Genomic DNA, 22,536 nt, shown 5'->3' with positions numbered 1-22,536 from the left:
CTGGGATAGTCTGGTGGCGACCGTCGCGCGGCGTTCGGAGAGTTCAAGATGATGACCGGAGGTCACCGCCGCATTCTCGTAGTCGAGGACGATCCGGAGACCGCGGGCCAGCTCGCCGATGAGCTCGCGACCAGCGGTTACGAGGTCGATCTGGCCGCGAGCGGCCGCGAGGCACTGAACCGGGGTGCGGCGCGCGACTATGCGGTGATCACGATCGACCGCATGCTTCCCGATATCGATGGCATCACGGTCATGCAGCAGATGCGCGAGGACGGCATCCTCGTGCCCTTCCTGATCATCAGCGCGCTCGGCGAAGTCGACGACCGGGTGCGAGGCTTGCGCGCCGGTGGCGACGACTATCTGGTCAAGCCGTTTTCCTTCGTCGAATTGCTGGCGCGCCTGGAGGCGCTGGGCCGGCGCAGCGAAACCATTGCCAAGGAAACCATTCTGCGGGTCGGCGATCTCGCGATCGACCTGATCTCGCGGACGGCGAGCCGCGGCGGCCGGAAAATTCCGCTGCTGCCGAAGGAGTTCCAGCTACTCGAATATCTCGTGCGCAACGAAGGCCGCGTGGTGTCGCGCGCCATGCTGTTGCAGCACGTGTGGGATTTGCACTTCGATCCTTCCACGAACATCATCGATGTCTATGTCGGTCGCGTGCGCCGCAAGGTCGACGACCAGCAAGCCTATCCGCTGATCCACACGATCCGTGGCATCGGGTACTGCCTCCGTGCTCCTGGCTAAGACCCTCACGTCATCGACGTTCAAGCTGGCGTTGATCGCCATCGGCACCTTCGGCCTGATCGTCTCCGCGATCTTCGCCTACGTCTACTGGTCCACCGCCTCCTACGTGCGCACCCGGTCCGATCGCGCGATCATGGCGGAGCAGGCGGGCCTGCGCGAGGCCTACGTCCGATCGGGACGCGATGGTCTGGTCGAGCTGATCCGGCACCGGATCACCGATGAGAGCTTTGCCGGCCATGTCTACGCTCTTGCCGGGCCGACATCCGCGCTGCTCGCCGGAAACCTCAGGCAATGGCCGGCTGGCGCCGCAGACAGGGGATGGACCGAATTTCGCGCCCCGGTGCCGTCGCTCGCGCCGGCGGAACCGCTCGTGCGCGGGGTGATCGAGACATTTGCGAACGGCGACCGCCTTCTGGTCGGCCGCGACATCGGCGATCTCGACAGTTTTACCGCGCAGATCAGGGCTGCCGCGGTCGCGGTCATCATACTGATATTCGTGCTGGCGGCCGTCGCCAGCATTGGGGTTACGCGGCGAACGGTCGGCCGGATCGAGTCCATCAATGCGACCAGCCGTGCCCTCATGCTTTCCGGACTCGACCAGCGCATCCCGCTCCGTGGCACCCATGACGAGTGGGATCGCGTGGCCGAGAACCTCAACCAGATGCTTGACCGTATCGAGACCCTGATGGGCGAGGTGAAGCAGGCCAGCGACAATGTTGCGCACGATCTGCGCACGCCGTTGACCCGCATGCGCGGCCGGCTGGAGAAGGCCTATCATGCGCCGCGCAGCAGCGAGAGCGATGCGGCGCTGATCGGCGACACCATCGCCGATCTCGACTCGGTGCTGCGGATGTTCGCATCCATCACCCGGATTTCCGAAATCGAGACGCGGGCTCGGAAGGATGCGTTTCGCACCGTCAATCTCGTCGAGATCGCGGGCGAGGTGGTCGAACTCTACGATGCCGCGGCCGAGCAGGACTCGACGCGGCTTGCTCTTTCCGGGGAGGGCGAGGTACGCGTCACCGGCGACCGCGACCTCCTGTTCGACGCGATCGCCAATCTGGTCGACAATGCCATCAAGCATGGCCGCGCCGGCGGCCGGGTGACCGTGACCTGCCATAGCGGCGAGGGCGGCGCGGTGATCTCAGTTGCCGATGACGGCCCCGGCATTCCCGCCGAGCAGCACGACCGCGTCTTCAAGCGCTTCTATCGGCTCGAGCAGAGCCGCTACACGCCGGGAAACGGCCTCGGCCTCAGCCTGGTTGCGGCCGTCGCCAGACTGCACGGCGCGCGGATCGAGTTGCGCGACAATGCGCCGGGGCTGCTGTTCAGGCTCTGCTTCCCCGTGCCCGTCGGTTGAGGGGTCCGCCACCGCTCACTCGTTCAGGAACAGGTGAGTGCCAGAGCGACGTCCTTCACTAGAGCATGATCTTCCCGGAAGGCCGCTCCACACTTTTGCGGATCGTGCTCTAGGCGAATGGCGGCTGCTGTGATCAAATCAGCTCGCCTGCAACGCCTGTCGGGTGCTCGATGAAGCGGCGAGACTTAATTGCCGGTTTGGGAGTGACGGTTGCCTGGCCGCTCGCGTCGCGTGCACAGCAGGTGACGAAAGGTCACCGGATTGGTGTCCTTTCGCTTGGCGGCGGCGACATATCGGACGCAAGCCTCAACACTCTCGACGCGTTCGTACCGGCGCTGCGCGAGCTCGGTTATGTTGAAGGGCAGAATATCGCGTTTGAACGCAAATTCGCAGATGGCGATGTGAACCGGCTCGGTGAGTTGGCGAGGGACCTGGTCGGACACCAGGTCGACGCCATTGTCGCCTTAGCGACACCGCCCGTCCGCGCGGCCAGAGAAGCGACTTCGACGACACCGATCGTCGGCATAGGCATGGCCGATCCTATCGAGGATGGGCTTGCCTCAAGCCTGGCGCGGCCGGGAGGAAATGTGACAGGAACCACCTTTCTCGGCCCAAAGCTGGTGTCCAGACGATTGCAGTTGCTGAAGGAGATAGTCCCGGGCCTTTCTCAAGTTGTCGTGTTGTGGCACCCCCGGGCGTATGGCGAAACCACGATGGCAGGCATGATAAAGGAAATCGACAGCGCCGCTCAATCCCTCGGAACGAAGCTCCAACTGGTGCCGGCGAACAGCCCGGCCGATCTGGACGGCGCTTTCGCTTCGATGACCGCGGAGCGGGCCGACGGTCTCATGCTGTTTCCCAGTCCAATGCTCTACAGCCAATACTCGCGCATCGTACCCTTTGCAGCGAACAATCGCCTGCCGGCGATGTATGCGGCGAGGGAAGGCGTGGAGTTGGGCGGTCTGGTTTCCTACGGCGTAAATCTGCCTGATCTCTCACGCGCGACGGCAATTTATCTGGACAAAATTCTCAAAGGCGCAAAACCGGCCGAGTTGCCCATCCAGCAGCCGACCAAATTCGAATTGGTAATAAACCTGAAAACAGCCAAAGCGCTTGGGCTGAGTATAGGTCGCGACTTCCAGCTCATCGCCGACGAGGTTATTGAATAGCTCAGTGCCCGCTTTGCCCCGTCGCCCGGAAGGCACTCGAGTAGGCTGATGGTCTCGTCCGATTGATTGGCTGTAGCCTAAGGGAGCAGGCGCTCGAGTTCGCGCCCAAGATCGATCACTACAGAACGGGAGGGTGAAATGGACCGACGCGCCTTTTTGGCCTTCGTGGCCTCGGCGGCAATGCTGCCTCAGAACGTGATCGCGCAAATCGACAAGAGGACTATCAGAATCGGTTGGCTGACGGCCCAGCGAGAGGTAAGCCTTGCGCCCTATCTAGCAGCTCTGCGTCGGGGTTTCGGCGAACTCGGCTATCTTGAGGGTCAGAACCTCGTCATAGAGTATCGTTTTGGAGATGACCAACTTCAGAGAGTGCCCGAGCTTGCCGCAGAGTTGGTGAAATCCGGCGTTGAACTGATTGTCGCGCAGGGCGCAGCCGTATCGGAGGTTGCAAAACAGTCCTTGCCTGTTCCCATAGTTTACATCTTTAGCGGCGATCCCACAGCAGCGGGTTTCGCCGATGGCTTATCGCATCCGCGGGGCAACATGACGGGCGTGACCATGATGGCTGCGGAGCTGAACGGCAAGCGGCTGGAAATCCTACGCGATATCGTTCCGGAGTTGCGCCGTGTTGCAATCATCGCCAACCCGGAGCATGACGGGGTCAATCTCGAACGTGCCAATTCCGAGCAAACCGGTCAGCGGCTCGGCATGGAGATCCGCTACTGTCCGACGCCCTCTGTCGCAAAACTGGAAGAGGCACTTGCCGGCATCAAGGCAGATCCGGTGCAGGCGATCTCGATCTTCTCTGACGGCTTTGCTGTCCAAAATCGAAAAGCAATATTTGATTTTGCCGCGGAGCAGCAAGTTCCGGTCGTGGCTGGATGGTCCCTATTCGCTAGAAGTGGTGCAATATGCACTTACGGACCCCTGCAGTCTGAGCAATACCGGCGGCTTGCCGCCTACGTTGATCGGATTGCGAACGGCGTAAAGCCGTCCGAACTGCCAATCCAGCAGCCCACAAAGTTCGAGACTGTTGTGAATCTGAAGACGGCAAAAACCCTTGGCCTCTCAATCCCTCCAGCATTGTTAGCAAGTGCTGACGAGATAATTGAGTAACGGTTGCGTTCGACTTGCGAAAAGCAGTCTGCATCGTCAACTCGACGCGGCCACAAAGCTCTTCAGCTCGCTGGAGGACTGCGCCACCCCGGGGTCCTGCTCCAGCATGATGTGGTTCTTGCCCGGTAGTGCGACAAACCGGGCATTCGGGATTCCGGCGGCGATCTCGCGGCCCAGGGTAATTGGAATTCGAATATCATCGCGGACGTGCATCACAAGTGTCGGCGCCTTGACCAGAGGCAGCAAATGTCGGACGTCGAACCCGCCTACGGTTTCAAGATAGCGCACCGCGCAGTCCGGAGAGGCGCTCAACCGTTGCAGCTCGTTGAATGCGTCGGCTTGCTCGCGCGTTGCCGTCGGCATCATCTGCGACGTGAACATCTGGCGGAATGTCGGATCATCCGAGCCCCAGCCCAATTTCATCAGCGTCCTCATCGCCGTCCAGCGTTCGCGATCTGCTTCGGTGATATTGGGCCTTCTGTTGTGCCCGACGGCAAATCCGCCATACAGGATCAGGCACGATACGCGATCCGGATGCTTTGCCGCGTAGGCGATCGACACGGCGCAGCCCTGTGACAGGCCGAGCAGCGGAAACCGATCAAGACCGGCGGCATCGACCACGGTCTCCATATCGCTGACCCATGCATCGAAGGAGATCTCCCCAACGTCCCAGTCAGAGAGACCGTTGCCCCGCGCATCGTAGCGAACCAGGGTAAAGGCCTTGGCGAGGTCGAGAAGGCGATAGCGGGCGATAGGCAGTTCCCAGTCGTACTCCAGATGACCCAGCCAATGAGCCGACCGCACGAGCGGCGGCCCTGAACCGACCTTGGCATAGGCGAGCCGAACGCCGTCTGGCGCACTGCAATATCGCACCTCCTGCTTGAGGTCGGATCTCGACAGAACGCGATCTGCCAGTGAGCCGCCGTCCTGGACATCGACGCCGTACACTTCGATCGGCCGAGCGATATTCTTCAGGTTCTGGCGGCCAAGTTCTCGGCAGGTAATCTTGACCTTTCCCTCGATCAGGTCGAGCACCTGGCGGGAAATGCAGATGCCGCCGCGGGCCGCGATGCCTTCTAGCCGGGCAGCGACATTCACGCCGTCGCCGAATACGTCGCCGGCATCCTCGATTACGTCACCTATGTTGATGCCGATTCGAAATTCGATGCGCTTATCGGGATTAGTCCTTTCGTTGCGCACCGCCATCCCACGCTGAATCGCCAGGGCGCATCTCACCGCATCGACGACACTCGGGAATTCGACGAGGAGTCCATCTCCGGTCGTCTTGAAAATGCGTCCGTGATGTTCCCTGATTTTGGGATCGCTGATCGCGCTCCGATGTGCTTTCAGGGACGAGAGCGTGCCTTCTTCGTCAGCAGCCATCAGGCTGCTATAGCCCGCGACGTCGGCCGCAAGGATTGCTGCGAGACGCCGTTCGACATGTTGTCGCATCGGTCGATTCCCCTTGCCCGGTCCGGGTTGACCTTAACCGGTGCTCCGTGAGCCTATCGATCGAGTGTGCAGGTGGATCGAGGGAAATGCAAATCGCCATTTCCGGGTAGTGGAAGCGGCGGAGCCCTTCGCCACGCGCCGACTCGAAGCAGTCCATACATCTGCTGATGTCGCGATTGATCGCTTCGCGCATGCTGCACAGTCTACAGATTGATCACGCCCCGGCGCGCCGCATGCGCCACCGCGTCGGTGCGGCCGGTGGCATCGAGCTTGTCGAGCAGGGAGCCGACGTGGAACTTGACGGTATGAACGGAGATGCCGAGCTCGCGAGCGATCATCTTGTTCGATGCGCCCTCGGCGAGCAGCGCCAGCACGTCGAGTTCGCGCGGCGTCAGCTCGCTATCGCCGGACAACGCCGCGGTGTCGCGTGCGCGAGCGACGAGAGCGACTGCGCCAGCCTCTCCAGGCGCTGCGAGGCGCAACCCCGGGATGCCGTCCAGCAGCGTCGCCAGCCGGTCCGCCAGGATGGGGTCGTCGATCTCCAGGGAGACGACGATAACGGGCGCAGGCTCCTTGCTCACGGCTCCGGTCTCTCGCCGATCGTGACCTTGAAATGCACCGGCTCGCCGCCGCGACGGACGGTGACGTCGACCACCGAGCCGACGCTCTGCGGTCCGAGTGTTCGCGACAGCGCCCGCACGCCGGACAGTCTCTCACCATCGATGGCGACGATCACGTCGCCTTGCCGGATGCCGGCCGTGGCCGAGGGGCCGCCTTTGTCGACGTTCATCACCATCGCGCCGATCCCGTCGTCGAGGCGGATCGGCTGCAGGCCGAGGCCAAGATATCCGCGCGCGATGCGGCCGCGGCTCTCGAGCTGCGGCGCCACGCGCTCGATGGTGGCCGTAGGAATCGTCAGCACGCGGCGCGGACCCAGCACCGCCATGCCGAAGGCGTCACCCGACGCATTCAGCGCGAGTCCGCCTTGCTGGCTGTGCCGCAGCCGGACGTCCAGCTCGATCCTGGCATCGATCTCACCGCCGCGCAGGCTGCGCCAGGCTGGGCCGGACAGCGCTACCATGCCGAGCGACGCGGTCGGGGCGCCGCGATCCGCAGCAACGACGGTCGAGAGCGACCCCAGCGCAGGGATTGTGGCCGTCAGCCCGGCGGGGGCGATGTTTCCGTCAAAGCGCAGCAGAGCAATGTCGGTCGTATGGTCACGTCCGACGATGTGCGCTTGTCGCGTGCTGCCATCGGCGAATTGGATTTCGATCTCGCCCTCGTCGGCCAGCGCCTCGTCGGCGGTGACGATGAGGCCGGGCTTCCAGACGAAGCCGGACGCCCGCAGGCGATGCGAGTGCACGGAGACGATTGCGGGTGCAACGCGTGCGATCGCCGCCGAAAGCATTGAGGACAACGATGAGAGTGTAGTCGGTTCGGTCATTGGGAAGCTCCCGTGGCTTCCTTCAATCTGGAACATTACGGCGTATCCTGAAACTGGCCGGATGGGCAGGACGGCGCCCGCCGATGCCGATCGGAAGCCGACTGCGATCGGGACAGGCCACAGCAACGCGTCGCAGCCCGCCCGAGTGGGCGATGCGCAGGCCTCAGACGCCGATCGCGTTGCGTGCGATCACGTCGCGATAGAACGCCGCGCTCAGCTTCGGCACGCGTGTCTGGGTCTCGAAGTCCACATGGTACAGGCCGAAGCGTTTCTCGTAACCGAAGATCCACTCGAAATTGTCCATCAGGCTCCACAGGAAGTAGCCGCGGACCGGCACGCCTTCGGCAATGCCGCGCTGGAGCTGGGTCAGATAGTTGCGCAGGAACATGATGCGATCGAGGTCGTAGACCTGGCCGTCGGGTCTTAGCTTGTCTTCCGAAGACGTCCCGTTCTCGCTGATGTACATGGTGTCGATATTCCAAAGCTTCGCCGCGATCCGCGGCGCCCAATAGATCACCTCGGGGGCGATCCACAGCCATTCCGAACTCATGTGCGGAAACGAGGCAGGCATCGGCAGCGGTTTCCAGCCCGGCGCGTGGTCGGTGGCGACGATGTAGAATTGCGGCGCGTAGATGTTCAGGCCGACGAAATCATTGGGCTGAGAGATGATCTTGAGCTCTTCCGCGGTGAATTTGGGCGCGGTCGCGCCGGAATAAGCCAGGAAGCCTTCGGTGTACTTGCCCTCCATGACCACGCCGAGGAAGCCCGAGTTGAATTCGCGCGTCGCGATCTCGGTCGCGCGGATGTTTTCCGGCGTGTTGATCGCGGGCACGCAGGCGGTGATGTTCTCGGCCGGCCCGACTCGCGTCCCGGCGCGTCCCCTTGCGCGGATCGCCTGCACGGCGAGACCATGTCCCAGCGCGACGTGGTGGCGTGCCTGATTCACCTCCGCCTGCGGCAGCGTCAGGCCCGGCGCATCGATGCCGAGGCCATAGCCGAAGCTGAGGAAACGTCCGACCTCGTTCAGCGTGAAGATATTCGTGACGCGGTCGGTCAGGCGTTCCGCGACATAGCCCGCATAATCCGCGAAGGCCTTCGACGTGTCGCTGGACCGCCAGCCCCCGACGCGGTCCTGCAAGGCCTGCGGCAGATCCCAGTGATAGAGCGTGGCGTAGGGCTCGATGCCGTTCGCCAGCAGTTCGTCAACCAGACGGTTGTAGAAGTCGAGGCCCTTCGGATTCGGCGCGCCGGCGCCATCGGGAAATACCCGCGGCCATGCGATGGAAAAGCGATAGGCCTTGACGCCGAGGTCCTTGATGAGGCGCACGTCTTCCTTGTAGCGGTGGTAGTGGTCGTTGGCGCGGTCGCCGTTGCTGCCGTCACCGATCTTGCCTGGCGTGTGGCTGAAGGTGTCCCAGATCGAGCGGCCGCGGCCGTCCTCGGTGACGGCACCCTCGATCTGGTACGAGGACGTCGCCGTGCCCCAGATGAAGCCTGCGGGGAAACTCGCCGCGGCGTGACGGTCGCCGGTTGGTGCAGGCCCGCTCTCCGCGGCTCCGACGGGTGTCGACAGGCCGAGGGTGGAGAGGCCGGCCAGTTTGGCAAACTGCCGACGCGAGAACTTACCGATCATTGCGGGCTCCCGGCGGGTTCATGCCGATCTGGTAGACGGAGATGCGGTCAATCTCGAACGAGACAGTGACCGGCGACTCTGTATCGACGAAGCCGACACCGCCGAAGAATTTCGAGCCCATCGCAAGGTTCACGATCATGTACATGGGATCGTCGTAGCCAACCGGCACCTTGATATCGGCCACCGGTTTGCGGTCGATGAAATAGATCAGGCGGTCCGGCTGCCACAACACGCCGTAGTTATGGAAATCGGCCTCGGCGCCCGGGACCGCGAAGTCGAATCCGCAGGATTCGATGCGGCCGGTCGCAGGGATCCGCCAGTGCGTCGTCATCACGAGATCGCCGGGACGCTGTCCGCGCCCTTCCATGGCGTCGATCTCGGGCGGCCAGCCGCCGTCATCGGCCAGGAGCCAGAACGCCGGCCAAACGCCGGTGCCGATCGGGATCTTGGCGCGGATTTCGAAATAACCGTATTTCTGCGAGAAGGTGCCCTGGGTGGTCAGGATGCCGGAGGTGTATTCGTTGTTGAACAGCACCGCTTTCAGTTCCGACGGCGTGCGGCTTGCCACGATGGACAGCACGCCCTTGGCGATCTTGAACGGGTTGAGCCCGAGCGGTGCCGATCCGCGTCCGGCATAGCGCGGATCGACATAGATCTGCTGCTCGCCATTGGCGCTGGTCTTCCGCTTGAAGTCGGACCCGTCGCCGCCCCAATAGCGCGCCTCGGGCCAGGAGGCGCCGCCGGCGTAATGGGGCACCCATCGTCCGCTCGACAGCGGATGCTCGTCGAAATCGTCGTGGAAGGTCCGGTGCATGGGCAGGAAGGACAGCGACGGCGGCGCCGGCATCTCGATGCGGCGGCAGTGAATCGTCGAGGGGTCGGTCGTGACGGGCAAGGTCAGTTCTAAAGGTGCATCCTCGGAATCATCGGCCGCCAGGGCCGGCGTCAGCACAGCAGCAAAGGCGATCGCGACTAGATATTTTTTAGTCATTCGGCGGTCATCAATTTGCATGAGGGCAATAGGCAGGAACTTAAACTAGCCTTTGATTTAGCTATCGGGCAACACGCACGTAACCCGTCTCCCGCAATGATCGCGAGATCGTGCACTTGCCGGTTTGGGCATGGCACTTTCTCCCCTCGACGAACCGTGGTGCCTCGGTTGAGCCGCACCGCACTAGGATCCATCGCGTTCCCGCGGATTTCAAAGGCGCGCTGTCCGCAGTCGATGCCCGGATCGAGCCGCGCGAGCAATAGAGACCTGAGGGACTCCCCGTGCGGGCGTGATGCCGCTATGCTTGCCCGGCCGCATCCTGTCGAATGTGCGAGGCTCAAAATGGTCAAGGGATCCGATTTGCTGGTTGCTGCCCTCGAGAACGAGGGCGTGGAGCGGGTTTTCGGTGTTCCCGGGGAAGAGAACCTCGATGTCGTCGAGAGCCTGCGCACGTCGTCGATCAAGCTGATCGTCACCCGCCACGAACAGTCTGCGGCCTTCATGGCCGCGACCTATGGCCGTCTGACCGGAAAGCCCGGTGTGTGCATGACCACGCTTGGGCCCGGCGCGCTCAATCTCGCGACAGGCGCCGGTTACGCGCTGCTCGGCGCGATGCCGATGGTGATGCTCACCGGACAGAAGGGCATCATGAGCAGCCGTCAGGCCAAGTTTCAAATCGTTGATATCGTCTCGACCTTCCGCCCGCTGACCAAGCTGTCGCTGCAGATCGTCAGCACGGCGACCATTCCGACGCTGGTGCGGGACGCCTTCCGGATCGCGACGCAGGAGCGACCTGGTCCGGTGCTGTTGGAACTGCCGGAAGACATTGCGGGCGAGGAGGCGGAGCTCGCACAGCTGGTGCCGCCGCATCCGATCGAAATTCCGGTGGCGCACAGCGCGGCGCTCGATCGCGCCGCCGACATGATCCTGACGGCGCAGCGTCCGCTGATTATGCTTGGGGCAGCGGCGTCGCGTCCGCGCAGCACGGCGGGGATCGGCGACTTCGTTCGCCGCACGCAGATTCCGTTCTTCACCACCCAGATGGGCAAGGGCACGGTGTCCGGTGGAACCAATCTGTACATGGGGACGGCTGCGCTGAGCGAGCGTGACTACGTGCACGAGGCGATCGACCGCGCCGATCTCATCATCGCGATCGGTCATGACACCATCGAGAAGCCGCCTTTCATCATGGGCCGAAAGGGCCCGCAGGTAATTCACGTCAGCTACACGCCGGCGAATGTCGAACAGGTCTACTTTCCGCAATGTGAGGTGATCGGCGATGTTGGCCCGAGCCTGAAACTGCTGGCGGACCGCGTGGCCGGAAAGCTTCCCCACGCCAGCGCATTGCTGCGCTTGCGGGAAGGCATCCTTGCGAAGATCACGGATCGCGCGACCGAGGGCCGCTGGCCGCCGACCCCGCAGCGCATCGTGCACGATGTGCGGCAGGTCATTCCGGAGGATGGCGTCGTCGCGCTCGACAACGGCATGTACAAGATCTGGTTCGCGCGCAACTACCGCACCCTGTTGGCAAATTCGCTGTTGCTCGACAACGCGCTCGCGACCATGGGCGCCGGCCTGCCGTCGGCGATGATGGCGGCGATGCTTTATCCGAAGGGCCGGGTGCTGGCGGTGTGCGGCGACGGTGGCTTCATGATGAATTCCCAGGAACTGGAAACCGCCGTTCGTCTCAAGCTCAACCTCGTGATTCTGATTCTGGAGGATTTCGCCTACGGCATGATCCGCTGGAAACAGGCCGTCGACCACTTTCCGGACTTCGGCCTCACCTTCGGCAATCCGGACTTTGTCAAATACGCCGAAAGCTACGGCGCCAAGGGATCGCGGATCGGGAGCACGGAGGCGATCGTCCCGACGCTCGAGCGCGCTTTCGCGGGCGGCGGCGTCCATCTCGTCGTGGTTCCGGTCGATTATTCCGAGAACAAGCGGGTGCTGGTCGAGGAGCTTCGCGAAAAGCTCCAGCAGATCGATCCGTCATGATGGCCAAGGCGGCGGGCCGCGCTGCGCGGAGCGCGTTGGCTTGCTGCGGACCGCCCGGACATGCTAGCACCCGATTGCATCACTCATTCACATATCGAACCGGCATTCCCTTATTTGAGAGGCCAAGTGACTGCACCAAATCCCGCCGCCGGCAAACCCGTTGACCCCGCCTCGCTCGCCAACGTGCCGCGGCTCGTCACCGCCTATTTTGCAGGCAAGGTCGACGCTTCCGATCCAACCCAACGCGTTGCGTTCGGCACCTCGGGCCATCGCGGCTCGTCGCTGCGAAATTCCTTCAACGAGGACCACATTCTCGCGACCACGCAGGCGATCTGCGACTATCGCCGAGAGGCGCGTCTGAACGGACCGCTCTACATTGGCGTCGACACGCATGCCCTGGCCGAGCCCGCGCTCGCGAGCGCCGTGGAAGTGTTCGCGGCCAACGGCGTCGAGATCATGATCGACGCGCAGGGCGGCTACACGCCGACGCCGGTCGTCTCGCACGCGATCCTGAGCTACAACAAGGGTCGCAGCACGGGCCTCGCCGACGGTGTCGTCATCACGCCGTCGCACAATCCGCCGGAGGATGGCGGTTACAAATACAATCCGCCGCATGGCGGCCCGGCCGATACCGACGTCACCTCAGTCGTCGAGAAGAACGCCAATCGCTACATCGAGGCCGGACTCAAGGGTGTCGCGCGGATGTCCTACGAGCGCGCGCGGAAGGCCGCGACGACGCATCTGCACGATTACATGACGCCTTACATCGCCGATCTCGGCAATTCAGTCGATCTCGCGTTGATCAAGTCCGCCGGCATCAACATTGGCATCGATCCGCTCGGCGGCGCCGCGGTGCATTACTGGCAGCCGATCATCTCGCGCTACGGCATCAAGGCAACCGTCGTCAACGACGCGGTCGATCCGACGTTCCGTTTCATGACGGCGGATTGGGATGGCAAGATCCGAATGGACTGCTCGTCGCCCTTTGCGATGGCGCGCCTGATCGAGATGCGCGACCGGTTCGACATCGCCTTTGCCAACGACACCGACGCCGACCGCCACGGCATCGTGACGCGCTCGAACGGGCTGATGAACCCGAACCACTTCCTCGCCGCTGCGATCGCCTATCTGTTTGCGCACCGGCCGCAATGGAGCAGGGACGCCGCGATCGGCAAGACCATCGTCTCAAGCTCGATCATCGATCGGGTCGCCAAGAAGCTGAACCGCAAGCTGGTCGAGACGCCAGTCGGCTTCAAATGGTTCGTCGAGGGATTGGGCAGCGGGGCGTTTGGGTTTGCCGGTGAGGAGAGCGCCGGTGCCTCCTTCCTCAAGCGCGACGGCTCTGTCTGGACCACTGACAAGGACGGCATCATCCTCGGTCTCCTGGCGGCGGAAATGATCGCCAGAACCGGACGCGATCCGAGCGAGTTGTTCTCGGAGCTGACGGACGAACTCGGCGTGCCCTTCTACGAGCGCACCGATGTTGCGGCGACGCCGCAACAGAAGAGTGCGCTGAAAGCGCTCGGGCCGGAGCAGCTCGAGATCAAGCAGCTCGGCGGCGATCCCGTGCGCGCGGTCAGGACCAAGGCGCCGGGCAACGACCAGTCGTTTGGCGGCATCAAGGTCGAAACGGAGTCGGGCTGGTTCGCCGCGCGCCCGTCCGGCACCGAGGACGTCTACAAGATCTACGCAGAAAGTTTTCGTGGGCCGGATCATCTCAAGCAGATACAGGGCGAGGCCCAGGCCGCGATCGCGAAGGTATTTTGACCCCGACCATGGCTGACTTCCACGGCGTCTTTCCGTATCTCGTATCTCCGGTCGATCCCGCCGGCCATGTTCGCACCGAGGTGTTGGGCCGGCTCTGTGACGATCTGATCAAGGCCGGCGTGCATGGGTTGACGCCGCTCGGTTCGACCGGTGAGTTCGCCTATCTCAACAATGCACAGCGCGCGACCGTGGTTCAGGCGACGATCGAGGCCGCGCAAGGCCGCGTGCCTGTCGTCGCGGGCGTCGCCTCGACGTCGACGGCGGATGCGGTGGCGCAGGCCAGGGCCTACCAGAAGCGCGGCGCGGCCGGCATCCTCGCGATCATGGAGGCGTATTTTCCGGTTGGTGACGCGCAGGTCGAATCCTATTTCCGCGCCATCGCGGATGCGGTCGATGTTCCCGTCGTCATCTATACCAATCCGAATTTCCAGCGTTCGGACCTGTCGCTCGTCGTCATCGAACGCCTCGCCGCGCATCCGCGTATCGGCTACATCAAGGATGCCTCGACCAATACCGGGCGGCTGTTGTCGATCATCAATCGCTGCGGCGACGGCATCAAGATATTCTCGGCCTCCGCCCATATTCCCGCAGCCGTGATGCTGATCGGCGGCCATGGCTGGATGGCGGGTCCGGCCTGCATCATTCCAAGGCAAAGCGTCGAACTCTACAACCTCTGCCGCCGTGCCCGGTGGGACGAGGCGATGGTCCTGCAGCGCAAGCTCTGGCGTATCAACGAGGCGTTTGCCCGTTTCAATCTCGCGGCCTGCATCAAGGCGGGGCTCGAGATCCAGGGCTATGACGTCGGCGACCCCGTGCCGCCGCAGGCGCCGCTATCGGCCGAGCAGCGCAAGATCGTCGAGGCGGCGATGCGAGGCCTCAGCTGAAACAGCCTTGCGAACTGCCCAACGCGCGATAGCCCGTCGTTCCGGCGCGTGTTGTCTCGTCCCGAAAATCCGCTAAAACCCCCGCGAAAATCTTACGAGTTCGAAGGACCAACTGATGAACATTCTTCCCGGCAATATGCGTTTTGGTGCGGGACAGCCAGTCAAGCGTTTGGAAGACCAGCGACTGCTCACCGGGAAGGGGCGGTTCATCGACGACAAGCCGGAGGATGGCGCACTCTGGCTGCACGTGCTGCGCTCCCCGCACGCCCACGCCAGGATCAAGTCGATCGATCCGAAGGTGGCGCTGGATATGTCCGGCGTCGAGGCCGTGTATACGGGTGCGGATCTCGTCAAGGACGACATTGGCTCGCTGCCGACGCTCGCGATCTTCAAGCGGCCGGATGGCAAGCCGATGACGGTGCCGCCGCGACGCCTGCTCGCGCATGACGTGGTGCGTTACGCCGGCGAGGCTGTCGCGGCCGTGGTCGCGACCTCGCGCGTTCTGGCGCAGACAGCGGCGGAAGCAATCGAGGTCGATTATGAGGTATTGCCCTCGGTCGTCGATCCGGTCGAGGCCATCCAGCCCGGCGCGCCCGTGGTGTGGCCGGAGGCGCCCGACAACATCGTGGCCGCCATGAGCTACGGCGATGCGGCCAAGGTCGAGGAGGCTTTTGCCACGGCCGCTCACACTGTCTCGCTCGACCTGGTCAGCCAGCGCCTGGTACCATCGGCGATGGAGCCGCGCTCGACAATCGCCGAGATAGAAAAGAAGACCGGCCGTCTGATCCTGCATGTGCAGTCGCAAACGCCTGGCTCGACCCGTGACGTTCTGGCCGAAGCCGTGCTTAAGCGTCCAAAGGACAGCGTCCGCGTGCTGGTCGGCGATATTGGCGGAGGCTTTGGCCAGAAGACCAACCTCTATCCCGAGGACGGCATCGTCGCCTATGCGGCGACGAAGCTCGCGAAGAAAGTCCGATGGCGCGGCGACCGGACCGACGAGTTCGTCGGCGGCACCCACGGGCGTGATCTTACCTCGACCGGCGAGTTCGCGCTGGACGCCAAGGGCCGTGTGTTGGCCTATCGCGTGCGCTCGATCGGCGGCACCGGTGCCTACTCGTCGGGTGCGGGCAACATAATCCCCCTGGTGCTCGGCCCGTTCGTGCAGACTGGCGTCTACGACCTGCCGCTGGTGCATTTCGAGGTGAAGTCGGTGATGACGCACACCGCACCGGTCGGCGCCTATCGCGGCGCGGGCCGGCCCGAGGCGGTCTTCATCGTCGAGCGTCTGTTCGACGCCGCCGCGCGCAAGATCGGCATGGATCCGCGCACCATCCGCAAGGTGAACTACGTCAAGCCGGCGCAATTGCCCTACACCAACGCGGTCGGCCAGGTGTACGATAGCGGCGCCTTCGCTCACATGCTGGAGCGTGCCTCCGATCTCGCCGATTGGAACGGCTTTGCGGCCCGCAAGAAGGCGGCGAAGAAGAAGGGGCTGCTCTACGGCCGCGGCCTGACGAGCTACATCGAATGGACCGGCGGCCGCGCCCACACCGAGAAGGTTTCGCTGCACGCCACCGCCGAGGGCCGCATCATCCTGCATTCAGGCACCATGGCGATGGGCCAGGGCCTGCAGACGACCTACACGCAGATGGTGTCGGATACGCTCGGCATTTCCATGGACAGGATCGACGTGGTGCAGGGCGACACCGATCTCGCCACCGGGTTCGGCAGCGTCGGTTCGCGCTCGCTGTTCGTCGGCGGCACCGCCGTCGCGGTTTCCGCCGGCGATATGATCGGCAAGGCGCGCGAGAAGGCGTCACACCTTCTGGAAACTTCGGTCGAGGATATTGAATACCGCGACGGCTTTCTTACCGTGGTCGGCACTGACAAGCGCATCAGCCTGTTCGAGATCGCGAAAAAGGAAAATGGCGCCAGGCTCTCCGTCGAGAGCGAGGGCGAGGTCGACGGGCCGAGCTGGCCGAACGGCACCCACATCTGCGAGGTCGAGATCGATCCCGAGACCGGCGTCGCGCGGGTGGTGCGCTACACCACGGTCGACGACGTCGGCGTCGCCGTCAATCCGATGCTGGTGACGGGCCAGATCCATGGCGGCGTCGCTCAGGGTATCGGCCAGGCGCTCTATGAGGGCGTGACCTACAGCGACGACGGCCAGCTGCTCACCGCAAGCTACCAGGACTATTGCGTGCCGCGCGCCGACGACATTCCGCCGATCGTCGTGACGCTCGACGACTCCGCACCCTGCAGGACCAATCCGCTGGGCTCAAAGGGCTGCGGAGAATCCGGCGCGATCGGCGGCCCACCCTGCATCACCAACGGCGTGATGGATGCATTGAGCGAACTCGGCGTCGTCGAGCTCAATACACCGCTGACGCCGTCCAAGATCTGGCAGGCGATTCGCGATGCGGAGGCCGCGTCCGTCTAGCATCGTTGCTCGACAAGCCATTCCGGGGGGCAGGTGCTGACGCACCATCCCGGAATGACTGACAAAGCGGGATTACCCGGCGGAAACGATCTGATACGCTGTCGGAGAATTTCACCGGGAGGACTTTTCATGCGCAAGCTTTGGACCGTGCTGGCGGCGCTGGCGACATTGAGCCTGACCAATTGCGGCTACAACACGATTCAGACCAATGATGAACAGGTCAAGTCGGGTTGGTCGGAGGTGGTGAATCAGTACCAGAGGCGGGCCGATCTCGTACCGAACCTCGTCAACTCGGTGAAGGGCTTTGCGCAGCAGGAAAAGGACGTGCTGCTCGGCGTCACCAATGCGCGCGCCGAGGTCGGCAGCATCCAGGCGACACCAGAGGTGCTGAACGATCCGGCCGCGTTCCAGAAGTTCACACAGGCGCAGGGCGAACTCACCAGTGCGCTGTCGAGGCTTCTGGTCGTGACCGAGAACTACCCACAGCTCAAATCGGACGCGCTATTCCGGGACCTGGCGGCGCAGCTCGAAGGAACCGAGAACCGCATCACTGTGGCGCGAAACCGCTACATCAAGGCAGTGCAGGACTATAACGTCGGCATCCGCACCTTCCCGAACAATCTGACTGCGATGGTGTTCGGCTACAAGGAGAAGCCGAACTTCTCGGTCGAAAACGAGAAGGAGATTTCGACCGCGCCCAAAGTCGATTTCAACCCGACGCCGGCACCGTCGAAGTAGCGGCGTCGCGACCCGACTCCGATGGCCGTCGCGCGTGTCATCCTGTTTGCCTTTCTGCTGGGCTGGGTGTGTCCGGCGCTGGCCGAAGTCGTCGTCGTGCCGCCGCTCACCGGCCGGGTCGTCGACCAGACCGGGACGCTGTCGTCGGGCGATATCGCGGCGCTGACCGAGAGACTGAAGGATCTGGAGACACACAAGGGCAGCCAGGTCGCGGTGCTGATCGTGCCGACTACGGGCGAGGAGACCATCGAGCAGTTTTCGCTTCGTGTTGCCGAGGCCTGGAAGATCGGACGCCGGAAGATCGACGACGGCGCGCTGCTCGTCATTGCCAAGAACGACCGCCATCTGCGCGTCGAGGTCGGCTACGGCCTCGAGGGCGCCCTTAGCGACGCCGTCACCCACCGTATCATCGACGAGGACATCACGCCGAAATTCAAGGCCGGCGATTTCGCCGGCGGCGTGTCGGCCGGCGTCGACAAGATGATCCGCGTGATCGACGGCGAGAAATTGCCGGCGTCGGAGCCGGAACATTGGCAGGCGCCCGATCTGATCGATTTCGCCAATCCGGTCGTCATCTTTGCAATTATCGTGGTGGCAGGCTTCCTTCGTGCGATCCTCGGACGGCTGCTCGGTTCGGCCGCAACCGGCGGCATTGTCGGCGTCTTTGCCTGGATGGCGGCGGGTTCGATCGTCACAGCCATCGCGCTCGGCCTGCTTGCCTTTGTCGCGGCGATGATATTCGGCGGATTGAATTTTGGCGGGCCGGTCGTCGGTTCGGGACCCTACCGGCGCGGCGGCGGCTATCCCGGCGGCTGGTCTGGAGGCGGTGGCTGGAGCGGCGGCTCGAGCTCGGGCGACAGCGGCGGTTTCAGCGGCGGGGGCGGCAGTTTCGGCGGCGGCGGCGCCTCGGGAAGCTGGTAGGTAAAGGGCTCAATGCACATGAGCATCAGGCGCATCGGCAGGCATCTGGTCGCACACCGCTGGCGGGTGCGGCGCGATTTTCCGCCGCGCGTGCTCGATGCGATCGAGCGGGCGATCCGGGAGGGTGAGACCACCCATTCCGGCCAGGTTCGCTTCGTCGTCGAGGGCGCGCTCGACGGCACGCCTTTGTTTCGCAATCAGCCGGCGCGCGAGCGGGCGCTCGATGTATTCTCGCATCTGCGTATCTGGGACACCGCGCACAACAACGGCGTCCTGATCTATCTCCTGCTCGCCGACCGCGACGTCGAGATCGTCGCCGACCGCGGCATCAACGCGAAGGTCGGTCACGAAGGCTGGGAAGCGATCTGCCGCGAGATGGAGGCCGACTTCGGGGTCGGCCGCTTCGAGCATGGCGTGATCAAGGGGATTGAGGCCGTGTCGCGGGAGCTCGCAAAACACTTCCCGCATAGAGCCGGCGGCCCGAACGAGCTGCCGGACAAGCCGGTGGTGATGTAGGCAACCAACTTTCCAGAGCCATGCCAGCCAACGGGCCGCGCGAAGGCGCGCACCCTGACGACAGCGACAGATTGGCCTCGTCGCCGCCGCTCTTTGCAATAACGGAGCGCGAGCCTACGCCGTCGCCGACGGCCGCTCGCCGACGCGGTTAAACCACGCGACGATGTTCCCGTTCGATTGGTCGAGCGGCTGGCCGACCTTATTGCCGAAATCGATCCAGCAATAGAGCAGGATGTCGGCGAGGGTGAAGCGCTTGCCGCAGATAAATTCGCGGCCGTCTGCCATCTGGTCGTTGAGCCATTTGATGCGGTTGGCGGCGATCATTTTCAGCCCGGGCGAGGCGTCGGGCGCGCACGGGATGCGCTTCTCGAAGAACTTCAGCGCCTCGCCGAAGCGGTAGCCATTGGCGAGCGGCTCGGCGATGTTGAGATCGAGACGGCGCGTCCACATCCGGCATTCGGCACGCTCTTCCGGCGTCGCGCCGATCATCGCGGGCGAGGGCTTCTTTTCCTCGAGATATTCGCAGATCGCAGTGATTTCGGAGAGATAGCTGCCGTCGTCGAGCTCGAGCGTCGGCATCTGGCCGTGCGGGTTGCGCTTGAGATGCGCCTCCTGCCGGTTCTCGCCGCCGCGCAGATCGACAGTCTGCTTGGGCATCTCGATGCCCTTCTCCGCCATGAACATGCGGACGATGCGCGGGTTCGGCCCGATCGAATCGTAGAGCTTCATAGTCCTCGCTCCCTGCTTTCAGTGTTGTAGTTGCCGCTGTTGAACAGGGCGTGAGAGGATTTGTCAAATGGCGGGCCGCCGATTGTTGCTCACGCAGAGTCGGGCAGCGCCTGGGAATAAGCCGCGCCGTCACACGCGGGCATCAGTTGTCGAGCTTGTTGAGGTCCCGTACCGACTGCATGATCGGTTCGAAGTTTGCGCGCGCATCGAGCGCGTCGAACAATTGCGCGGTGTCCTCGAGCAGTGCGTGCGAGCGCTGGATCGCGATCCGGACATCCTCCTGCGGCGTGTCGGACAACCGGCCGTGGCCGGAGAGCAGGATCTTCGAGTCCAGTCCCTTCAGCCGTTCCAGCGACTGGATGTAGTCGGCGATGCTGCCGGAGCCGAACACGCCACCCATCACGCCGCCCGGCATCAGCGTGTCGGAGGCGAACAGGAGGCCCTTGTCCTGGTCGAACAGCGAGATGCACGCCGAGGTGTGGCCTGGCGTGTACATGACGTTGAGGCGGAAGTTGCCGAGGTCGATCAGGTTGCCTTCCTCGAGCCAGAGATCGATGTCGATAGGCTCGTTCGGCTCGTTGAACATCTTGCGCAACATCGAGAAGTCGTCGCGCAGCATGATCTTGTTGGCGGCGAGCCGGTGCGCTGCGATATAGGCGCGGCCGTGGAAATGATAGGCGGCGCCGATATGGTCGAGATGCTCGTGGCTCAGCACCACCATGTCGATCATGTCTGACGTCACCCCGACATGGGCGAGGCAAGTGAGCAGATGCGGATAGTTGGTCGACAGCCCGACGTCGATCAGGATGGTTCGCTTGCTGCCGCGGACGAGATAGGCGTTTGCCGCGCGGTTCTTGAAGCGGATCTGGTAGACGTCGTCCGCCGCCTGGATCAGCGTGGCCATATCGCTGTCGTGCAGGATCTTGAAGGGGCTTGGCCGCCGGTCACTCATGAGTTGCCCGCAGTCCGGTAGTTGAGGGCGTTGGAAGCGCGCAGCCGCTTCGAGAGCGCGTCCATGATCATCAGTGCAAACGCCGGTTGCTGGCTGACAAGGTAAACGAAGCGGGCGTGATTGATCCGCATCACTCGCGTCCGCGGCGCCGCGGCGATAGCAGTGGCGGATCGCGAGGAACCGTCGATGACCGCCATCTCGCCGAAGAATTCGCCCTTGCCGAGAGTGACGATCACGACCTTGTCCCCGGCACTGATCTTGGCGATGTCGACCTTGCCCTCGAGCACGACGAAAAGCTCGCGCCCGGTCGAGCCTTCCTCAAAAATGACGTCATCGACATCAAATTCGTTGATGCATTTTTCGATGGCCATGGTTGCGCTGCCTTCTGGCTGGATCAGCCATGTTAGTCGGGAACGCGCCGGGCGCAAACGGAACTAACGGATTGCCGCAAGGCAGCATCAGGTCGACATCCGGCCCGGAAAACTTCCTAAAACTTCGGTAAGTCCGAGCGCGGTAACGATTTCGCAAGCAATGAAGGTTACCAAATAGTCAACCCAGTCTGGAGACGTGAACGTGAGTGAGCAGCAGAGCGGGGTCGTCGGCGGTGAAACCGGCGCTGAAATGGCGGCCAAGAGCGGGCCGGTCGCGGCCAATGTCGAGATTCCCCGACCTGCGCCCGAAGAGATCGCGCCGAAGCCCGAAATGGCCCCTGCGGAAGCGCCCGGAACGGATACCCCCAAGGCTGACCTGAACGCTGCTCCCAAGGTCGAAGCGCCCAAGGTCGAGTTGCCGAAGGTGGACGTGCCCGAAGTCGAGGCCGGCAGCCGCGAGGGGCTGCGCTTCCCAGCTAAGCTGATGATCATGGCGCCCGGCGAGCGCACGTGGGATCATGAGCCGAGCGCCTCGAAACCGGCCGCAGAGCAGGTCGCAAAACCGTCCGGCGCAGGGCGGGTGGCGGCAATGGCCGCGGTCGTGGTGCTCGCAACGCTCGCAGGCGCCATCGGCGGCGCTCTTGCGACCGCGGGCCTTGGCCATTTCTCCGACAGCGACGTTGCTGCTGCAAAGGATACGGCTGCCAAGGATACGGCCGCCAAGGACGCGGTCGCGAAGGAAGTGCTCGAAGCCTCCATCGCGCGGATCGATGCTGACATCACCGCGCTGAGAGCAAGCGTCGAGCACACCGCCAAAACGGCCACGAGCCAGCTCAACAGGACCAGTGACCGCCTCGATAAGGTCGAGAAGGCGCAGGCCGAGCCGCTGGCCAAGCTCGCCAAGCTCAGCGATGCCGTCGAAAAGCTCCGTGCCGCGCCCGCCGCCGCTGCGACCGCGACGCCGGCCAGGGACGTCACGGGAACCGTGGCGCCGCCCGCGAGCGCGGCCGCCGCGCCACCCAAGGCCGAGGTCGGCCGCCTGCCGATCGTCGAGGGCTGGACACTCCGCGACGTTGCCCGTGGCGCCGCGCTGATCGAGGGCCGGCAGGGCATGTATGAGGTCTATGCTGGCGATCCCGTTCCCGGTCTCGGGCGCGTTGACGCCATCCGCAAGCAGGACGGCCGCTGGGTCGTCGTCACCAGCAAGGGCCTGATCGTCGCGCGCTGAACGCGGAATCCCGACAGCAACAAGGCGCTTCACTGCGATGTGAAGCGCCTTTTGTCTTGAATAGGCTTTGCCGCGCGGTGTTA

The 22,536-nt window shown here is 63.6% G+C and carries 20 protein-coding genes; 12 read left to right on the top strand and 8 right to left on the bottom strand.

The features are described from left to right. Nucleotides 1-51 precede the first annotated feature (51 nt). The 4 genes from JQ553_RS10100 to JQ553_RS10080 all read left to right on the top strand — a co-directional run bounded on the left by JQ553_RS10100 (nt 52) and on the right by JQ553_RS10080 (nt 4,389). Entirely contained in the window at nt 52-744 is a 693-nt protein-coding gene (locus JQ553_RS10100; RefSeq protein ID WP_212500349.1) for a response regulator transcription factor, read from the top strand. Then, a complete protein-coding gene (locus JQ553_RS10090; protein WP_312015117.1) occupies nt 731-2,104 on the top strand; it encodes an ATP-binding protein in 1,374 nt (457 codons plus the stop codon). Before JQ553_RS10100 ends, JQ553_RS10090 begins: the two co-directional genes overlap by 14 nt. A gap of 170 nt (nt 2,105-2,274) precedes the next feature. Then, complete coding sequence (locus tag JQ553_RS10085) at nt 2,275-3,273, top strand: ABC transporter substrate-binding protein (RefSeq protein ID WP_212499794.1); 999 nt, start codon at nt 2,275-2,277, stop codon at nt 3,271-3,273. 138 nt (nt 3,274-3,411) lie between these two features. Beyond that, nucleotides 3,412-4,389, top strand: coding sequence for an ABC transporter substrate-binding protein (locus JQ553_RS10080; RefSeq protein ID WP_212499793.1), 978 nt, complete (start codon nt 3,412-3,414; stop codon nt 4,387-4,389). A gap of 36 nt (nt 4,390-4,425) precedes the next feature. Here JQ553_RS10080 and JQ553_RS10075 read toward each other — a convergent pair whose 3' ends face one another. From JQ553_RS10075 to JQ553_RS10055, 5 genes are all read right to left on the bottom strand, one after another. After that, nucleotides 4,426-5,841, bottom strand: coding sequence for an alpha/beta fold hydrolase (locus JQ553_RS10075; RefSeq protein ID WP_212499792.1), 1,416 nt, complete (start codon nt 5,839-5,841; stop codon nt 4,426-4,428). 203 nt (nt 5,842-6,044) lie between these two features. Continuing rightward, a complete protein-coding gene (locus JQ553_RS10070; RefSeq protein WP_212499791.1) occupies nt 6,045-6,422 on the bottom strand; it encodes a response regulator transcription factor in 378 nt (125 codons plus the stop codon). Then, nucleotides 6,419-7,285: a S1C family serine protease gene (locus JQ553_RS10065; RefSeq protein ID WP_212499790.1), complete on the bottom strand. Its 867-nt coding sequence runs from the start codon at nt 7,283-7,285 to the stop codon at nt 6,419-6,421. The genes JQ553_RS10070 and JQ553_RS10065 overlap by 4 nt, the downstream gene beginning before the upstream one ends. 163 nt (nt 7,286-7,448) lie before the next feature. Continuing rightward, nucleotides 7,449-8,918 (bottom strand): GH1 family beta-glucosidase, encoded by a 1,470-nt coding sequence (locus tag JQ553_RS10060; protein ID WP_212499789.1) that lies wholly within the window; start codon nt 8,916-8,918, stop codon nt 7,449-7,451. Further along, nucleotides 8,908-9,909: a family 16 glycosylhydrolase gene (locus tag JQ553_RS10055; RefSeq protein ID WP_249144140.1), complete on the bottom strand. Its 1,002-nt coding sequence runs from the start codon at nt 9,907-9,909 to the stop codon at nt 8,908-8,910. The genes JQ553_RS10060 and JQ553_RS10055 overlap by 11 nt, the downstream gene beginning before the upstream one ends. A 342-nt stretch (nt 9,910-10,251) precedes the next feature. On the opposite strand from JQ553_RS10055, the gene JQ553_RS10050 reads away from it, so the two are divergent. The 7 genes from JQ553_RS10050 (at nt 10,252) to JQ553_RS10020 (ending at nt 19,173) form a co-directional block, all read left to right on the top strand. Next, complete coding sequence (locus JQ553_RS10050) at nt 10,252-11,904, top strand: acetolactate synthase large subunit (RefSeq protein WP_212499787.1); 1,653 nt, start codon at nt 10,252-10,254, stop codon at nt 11,902-11,904. A gap of 126 nt (nt 11,905-12,030) precedes the next feature. After that, a complete protein-coding gene (pgm, locus tag JQ553_RS10045; RefSeq protein ID WP_212499786.1) occupies nt 12,031-13,671 on the top strand; it encodes a phosphoglucomutase (alpha-D-glucose-1,6-bisphosphate-dependent) in 1,641 nt (546 codons plus the stop codon). Between the two features lie 8 nt (nt 13,672-13,679). Next, nucleotides 13,680-14,555, top strand: coding sequence for a dihydrodipicolinate synthase family protein (locus tag JQ553_RS10040; RefSeq protein ID WP_212499785.1), 876 nt, complete (start codon nt 13,680-13,682; stop codon nt 14,553-14,555). Nucleotides 14,556-14,670: 115 nt separating this feature from the next. Next, the gene (locus JQ553_RS10035; RefSeq protein WP_212499784.1) at nt 14,671-16,998 is read left to right on the top strand and encodes a xanthine dehydrogenase family protein molybdopterin-binding subunit; all 2,328 of its coding nucleotides are present in this window, start codon (nt 14,671-14,673) and stop codon (nt 16,996-16,998) included. Nucleotides 16,999-17,127: 129 nt separating this feature from the next. Beyond that, nucleotides 17,128-17,736, top strand: a complete 609-nt coding sequence (locus tag JQ553_RS10030) for a LemA family protein (protein WP_212499783.1) — start codon at nt 17,128-17,130, stop codon at nt 17,734-17,736. A 21-nt stretch (nt 17,737-17,757) separates the two neighbouring features. Then, the gene (locus JQ553_RS10025) at nt 17,758-18,657 is read left to right on the top strand and encodes a YgcG family protein (protein WP_212499782.1); all 900 of its coding nucleotides are present in this window, start codon (nt 17,758-17,760) and stop codon (nt 18,655-18,657) included. A gap of 18 nt (nt 18,658-18,675) precedes the next feature. After that, nucleotides 18,676-19,173 carry a TPM domain-containing protein gene (locus tag JQ553_RS10020; RefSeq protein ID WP_212499781.1) on the top strand — a complete coding sequence of 166 codons (498 nt, stop codon included), beginning with the start codon at nt 18,676-18,678 and terminating at the stop codon, nt 19,171-19,173. Between the two features lie 114 nt (nt 19,174-19,287). On the opposite strand, the gene JQ553_RS10015 is transcribed toward JQ553_RS10020, so the two are convergent. From JQ553_RS10015 to JQ553_RS10005, 3 genes are all read right to left on the bottom strand, one after another. Further along, the gene (locus JQ553_RS10015; RefSeq protein ID WP_212499780.1) at nt 19,288-19,902 is read right to left on the bottom strand and encodes a glutathione S-transferase family protein; all 615 of its coding nucleotides are present in this window, start codon (nt 19,900-19,902) and stop codon (nt 19,288-19,290) included. A 142-nt stretch (nt 19,903-20,044) separates the two neighbouring features. After that, nucleotides 20,045-20,854: an MBL fold metallo-hydrolase gene (locus tag JQ553_RS10010; RefSeq protein ID WP_212499779.1), complete on the bottom strand. Its 810-nt coding sequence runs from the start codon at nt 20,852-20,854 to the stop codon at nt 20,045-20,047. After that, nucleotides 20,851-21,225: a Crp/Fnr family transcriptional regulator gene (locus JQ553_RS10005; RefSeq protein WP_212499778.1), complete on the bottom strand. Its 375-nt coding sequence runs from the start codon at nt 21,223-21,225 to the stop codon at nt 20,851-20,853. The genes JQ553_RS10010 and JQ553_RS10005 overlap by 4 nt, the downstream gene beginning before the upstream one ends. 196 nt (nt 21,226-21,421) lie before the next feature. Between JQ553_RS10005 and JQ553_RS10000 the strand changes: the two genes are divergently transcribed. Next, on the top strand, nt 21,422-22,453 hold the full coding sequence (locus JQ553_RS10000; RefSeq protein WP_212499777.1) for a hypothetical protein: 1,032 nt from the start codon (nt 21,422-21,424) through the stop codon (nt 22,451-22,453). Nucleotides 22,454-22,536 lie beyond the last annotated feature (83 nt).

Origin of the sequence: Bradyrhizobium lablabi, from assembly GCF_018131005.1 — a bacterium.
In the GTDB taxonomy this organism is placed as follows: domain Bacteria; phylum Pseudomonadota; class Alphaproteobacteria; order Rhizobiales; family Xanthobacteraceae; genus Bradyrhizobium; species Bradyrhizobium lablabi_D.
The sequence above is the reverse complement of the archived record's forward strand: the minus strand, read 5'-3'. Positions and strand labels throughout refer to the sequence as shown.

What these genes read in the sequence shown, in the direction of transcription:
- JQ553_RS10010 (WP_212499779.1), bottom strand. Translation starts at nt 20,854, where the DNA reads ATGAGTGACCGGCGGCCAAGCCCCTTCAAGATCCTGCACGACAGCGAT.
- JQ553_RS10055 (WP_249144140.1), bottom strand. Translation starts at nt 9,909, where the DNA reads ATGACTAAAAAATATCTAGTCGCGATCGCCTTTGCTGCTGTGCTGACG.
- JQ553_RS10005 (WP_212499778.1), bottom strand. Translation starts at nt 21,225, where the DNA reads ATGGCCATCGAAAAATGCATCAACGAATTTGATGTCGATGACGTCATT.
- JQ553_RS10015 (WP_212499780.1), bottom strand. Translation starts at nt 19,902, where the DNA reads ATGAAGCTCTACGATTCGATCGGGCCGAACCCGCGCATCGTCCGCATG.
- JQ553_RS10035 (WP_212499784.1), top strand. Translation starts at nt 14,671, where the DNA reads ATGAACATTCTTCCCGGCAATATGCGTTTTGGTGCGGGACAGCCAGTC.
- JQ553_RS10060 (WP_212499789.1), bottom strand. Translation starts at nt 8,918, where the DNA reads ATGATCGGTAAGTTCTCGCGTCGGCAGTTTGCCAAACTGGCCGGCCTC.
- JQ553_RS10040 (WP_212499785.1), top strand. Translation starts at nt 13,680, where the DNA reads ATGGCTGACTTCCACGGCGTCTTTCCGTATCTCGTATCTCCGGTCGAT.
- JQ553_RS10025 (WP_212499782.1), top strand. Translation starts at nt 17,758, where the DNA reads ATGGCCGTCGCGCGTGTCATCCTGTTTGCCTTTCTGCTGGGCTGGGTG.
- JQ553_RS10065 (WP_212499790.1), bottom strand. Translation starts at nt 7,285, where the DNA reads ATGACCGAACCGACTACACTCTCATCGTTGTCCTCAATGCTTTCGGCG.
- JQ553_RS10075 (WP_212499792.1), bottom strand. Translation starts at nt 5,841, where the DNA reads ATGCGACAACATGTCGAACGGCGTCTCGCAGCAATCCTTGCGGCCGAC.
- JQ553_RS10050 (WP_212499787.1), top strand. Translation starts at nt 10,252, where the DNA reads ATGGTCAAGGGATCCGATTTGCTGGTTGCTGCCCTCGAGAACGAGGGC.
- JQ553_RS10100 (WP_212500349.1), top strand. Translation starts at nt 52, where the DNA reads ATGACCGGAGGTCACCGCCGCATTCTCGTAGTCGAGGACGATCCGGAG.
- JQ553_RS10030 (WP_212499783.1), top strand. Translation starts at nt 17,128, where the DNA reads ATGCGCAAGCTTTGGACCGTGCTGGCGGCGCTGGCGACATTGAGCCTG.
- JQ553_RS10085 (WP_212499794.1), top strand. Translation starts at nt 2,275, where the DNA reads ATGAAGCGGCGAGACTTAATTGCCGGTTTGGGAGTGACGGTTGCCTGG.
- JQ553_RS10020 (WP_212499781.1), top strand. Translation starts at nt 18,676, where the DNA reads ATGAGCATCAGGCGCATCGGCAGGCATCTGGTCGCACACCGCTGGCGG.
- JQ553_RS10080 (WP_212499793.1), top strand. Translation starts at nt 3,412, where the DNA reads ATGGACCGACGCGCCTTTTTGGCCTTCGTGGCCTCGGCGGCAATGCTG.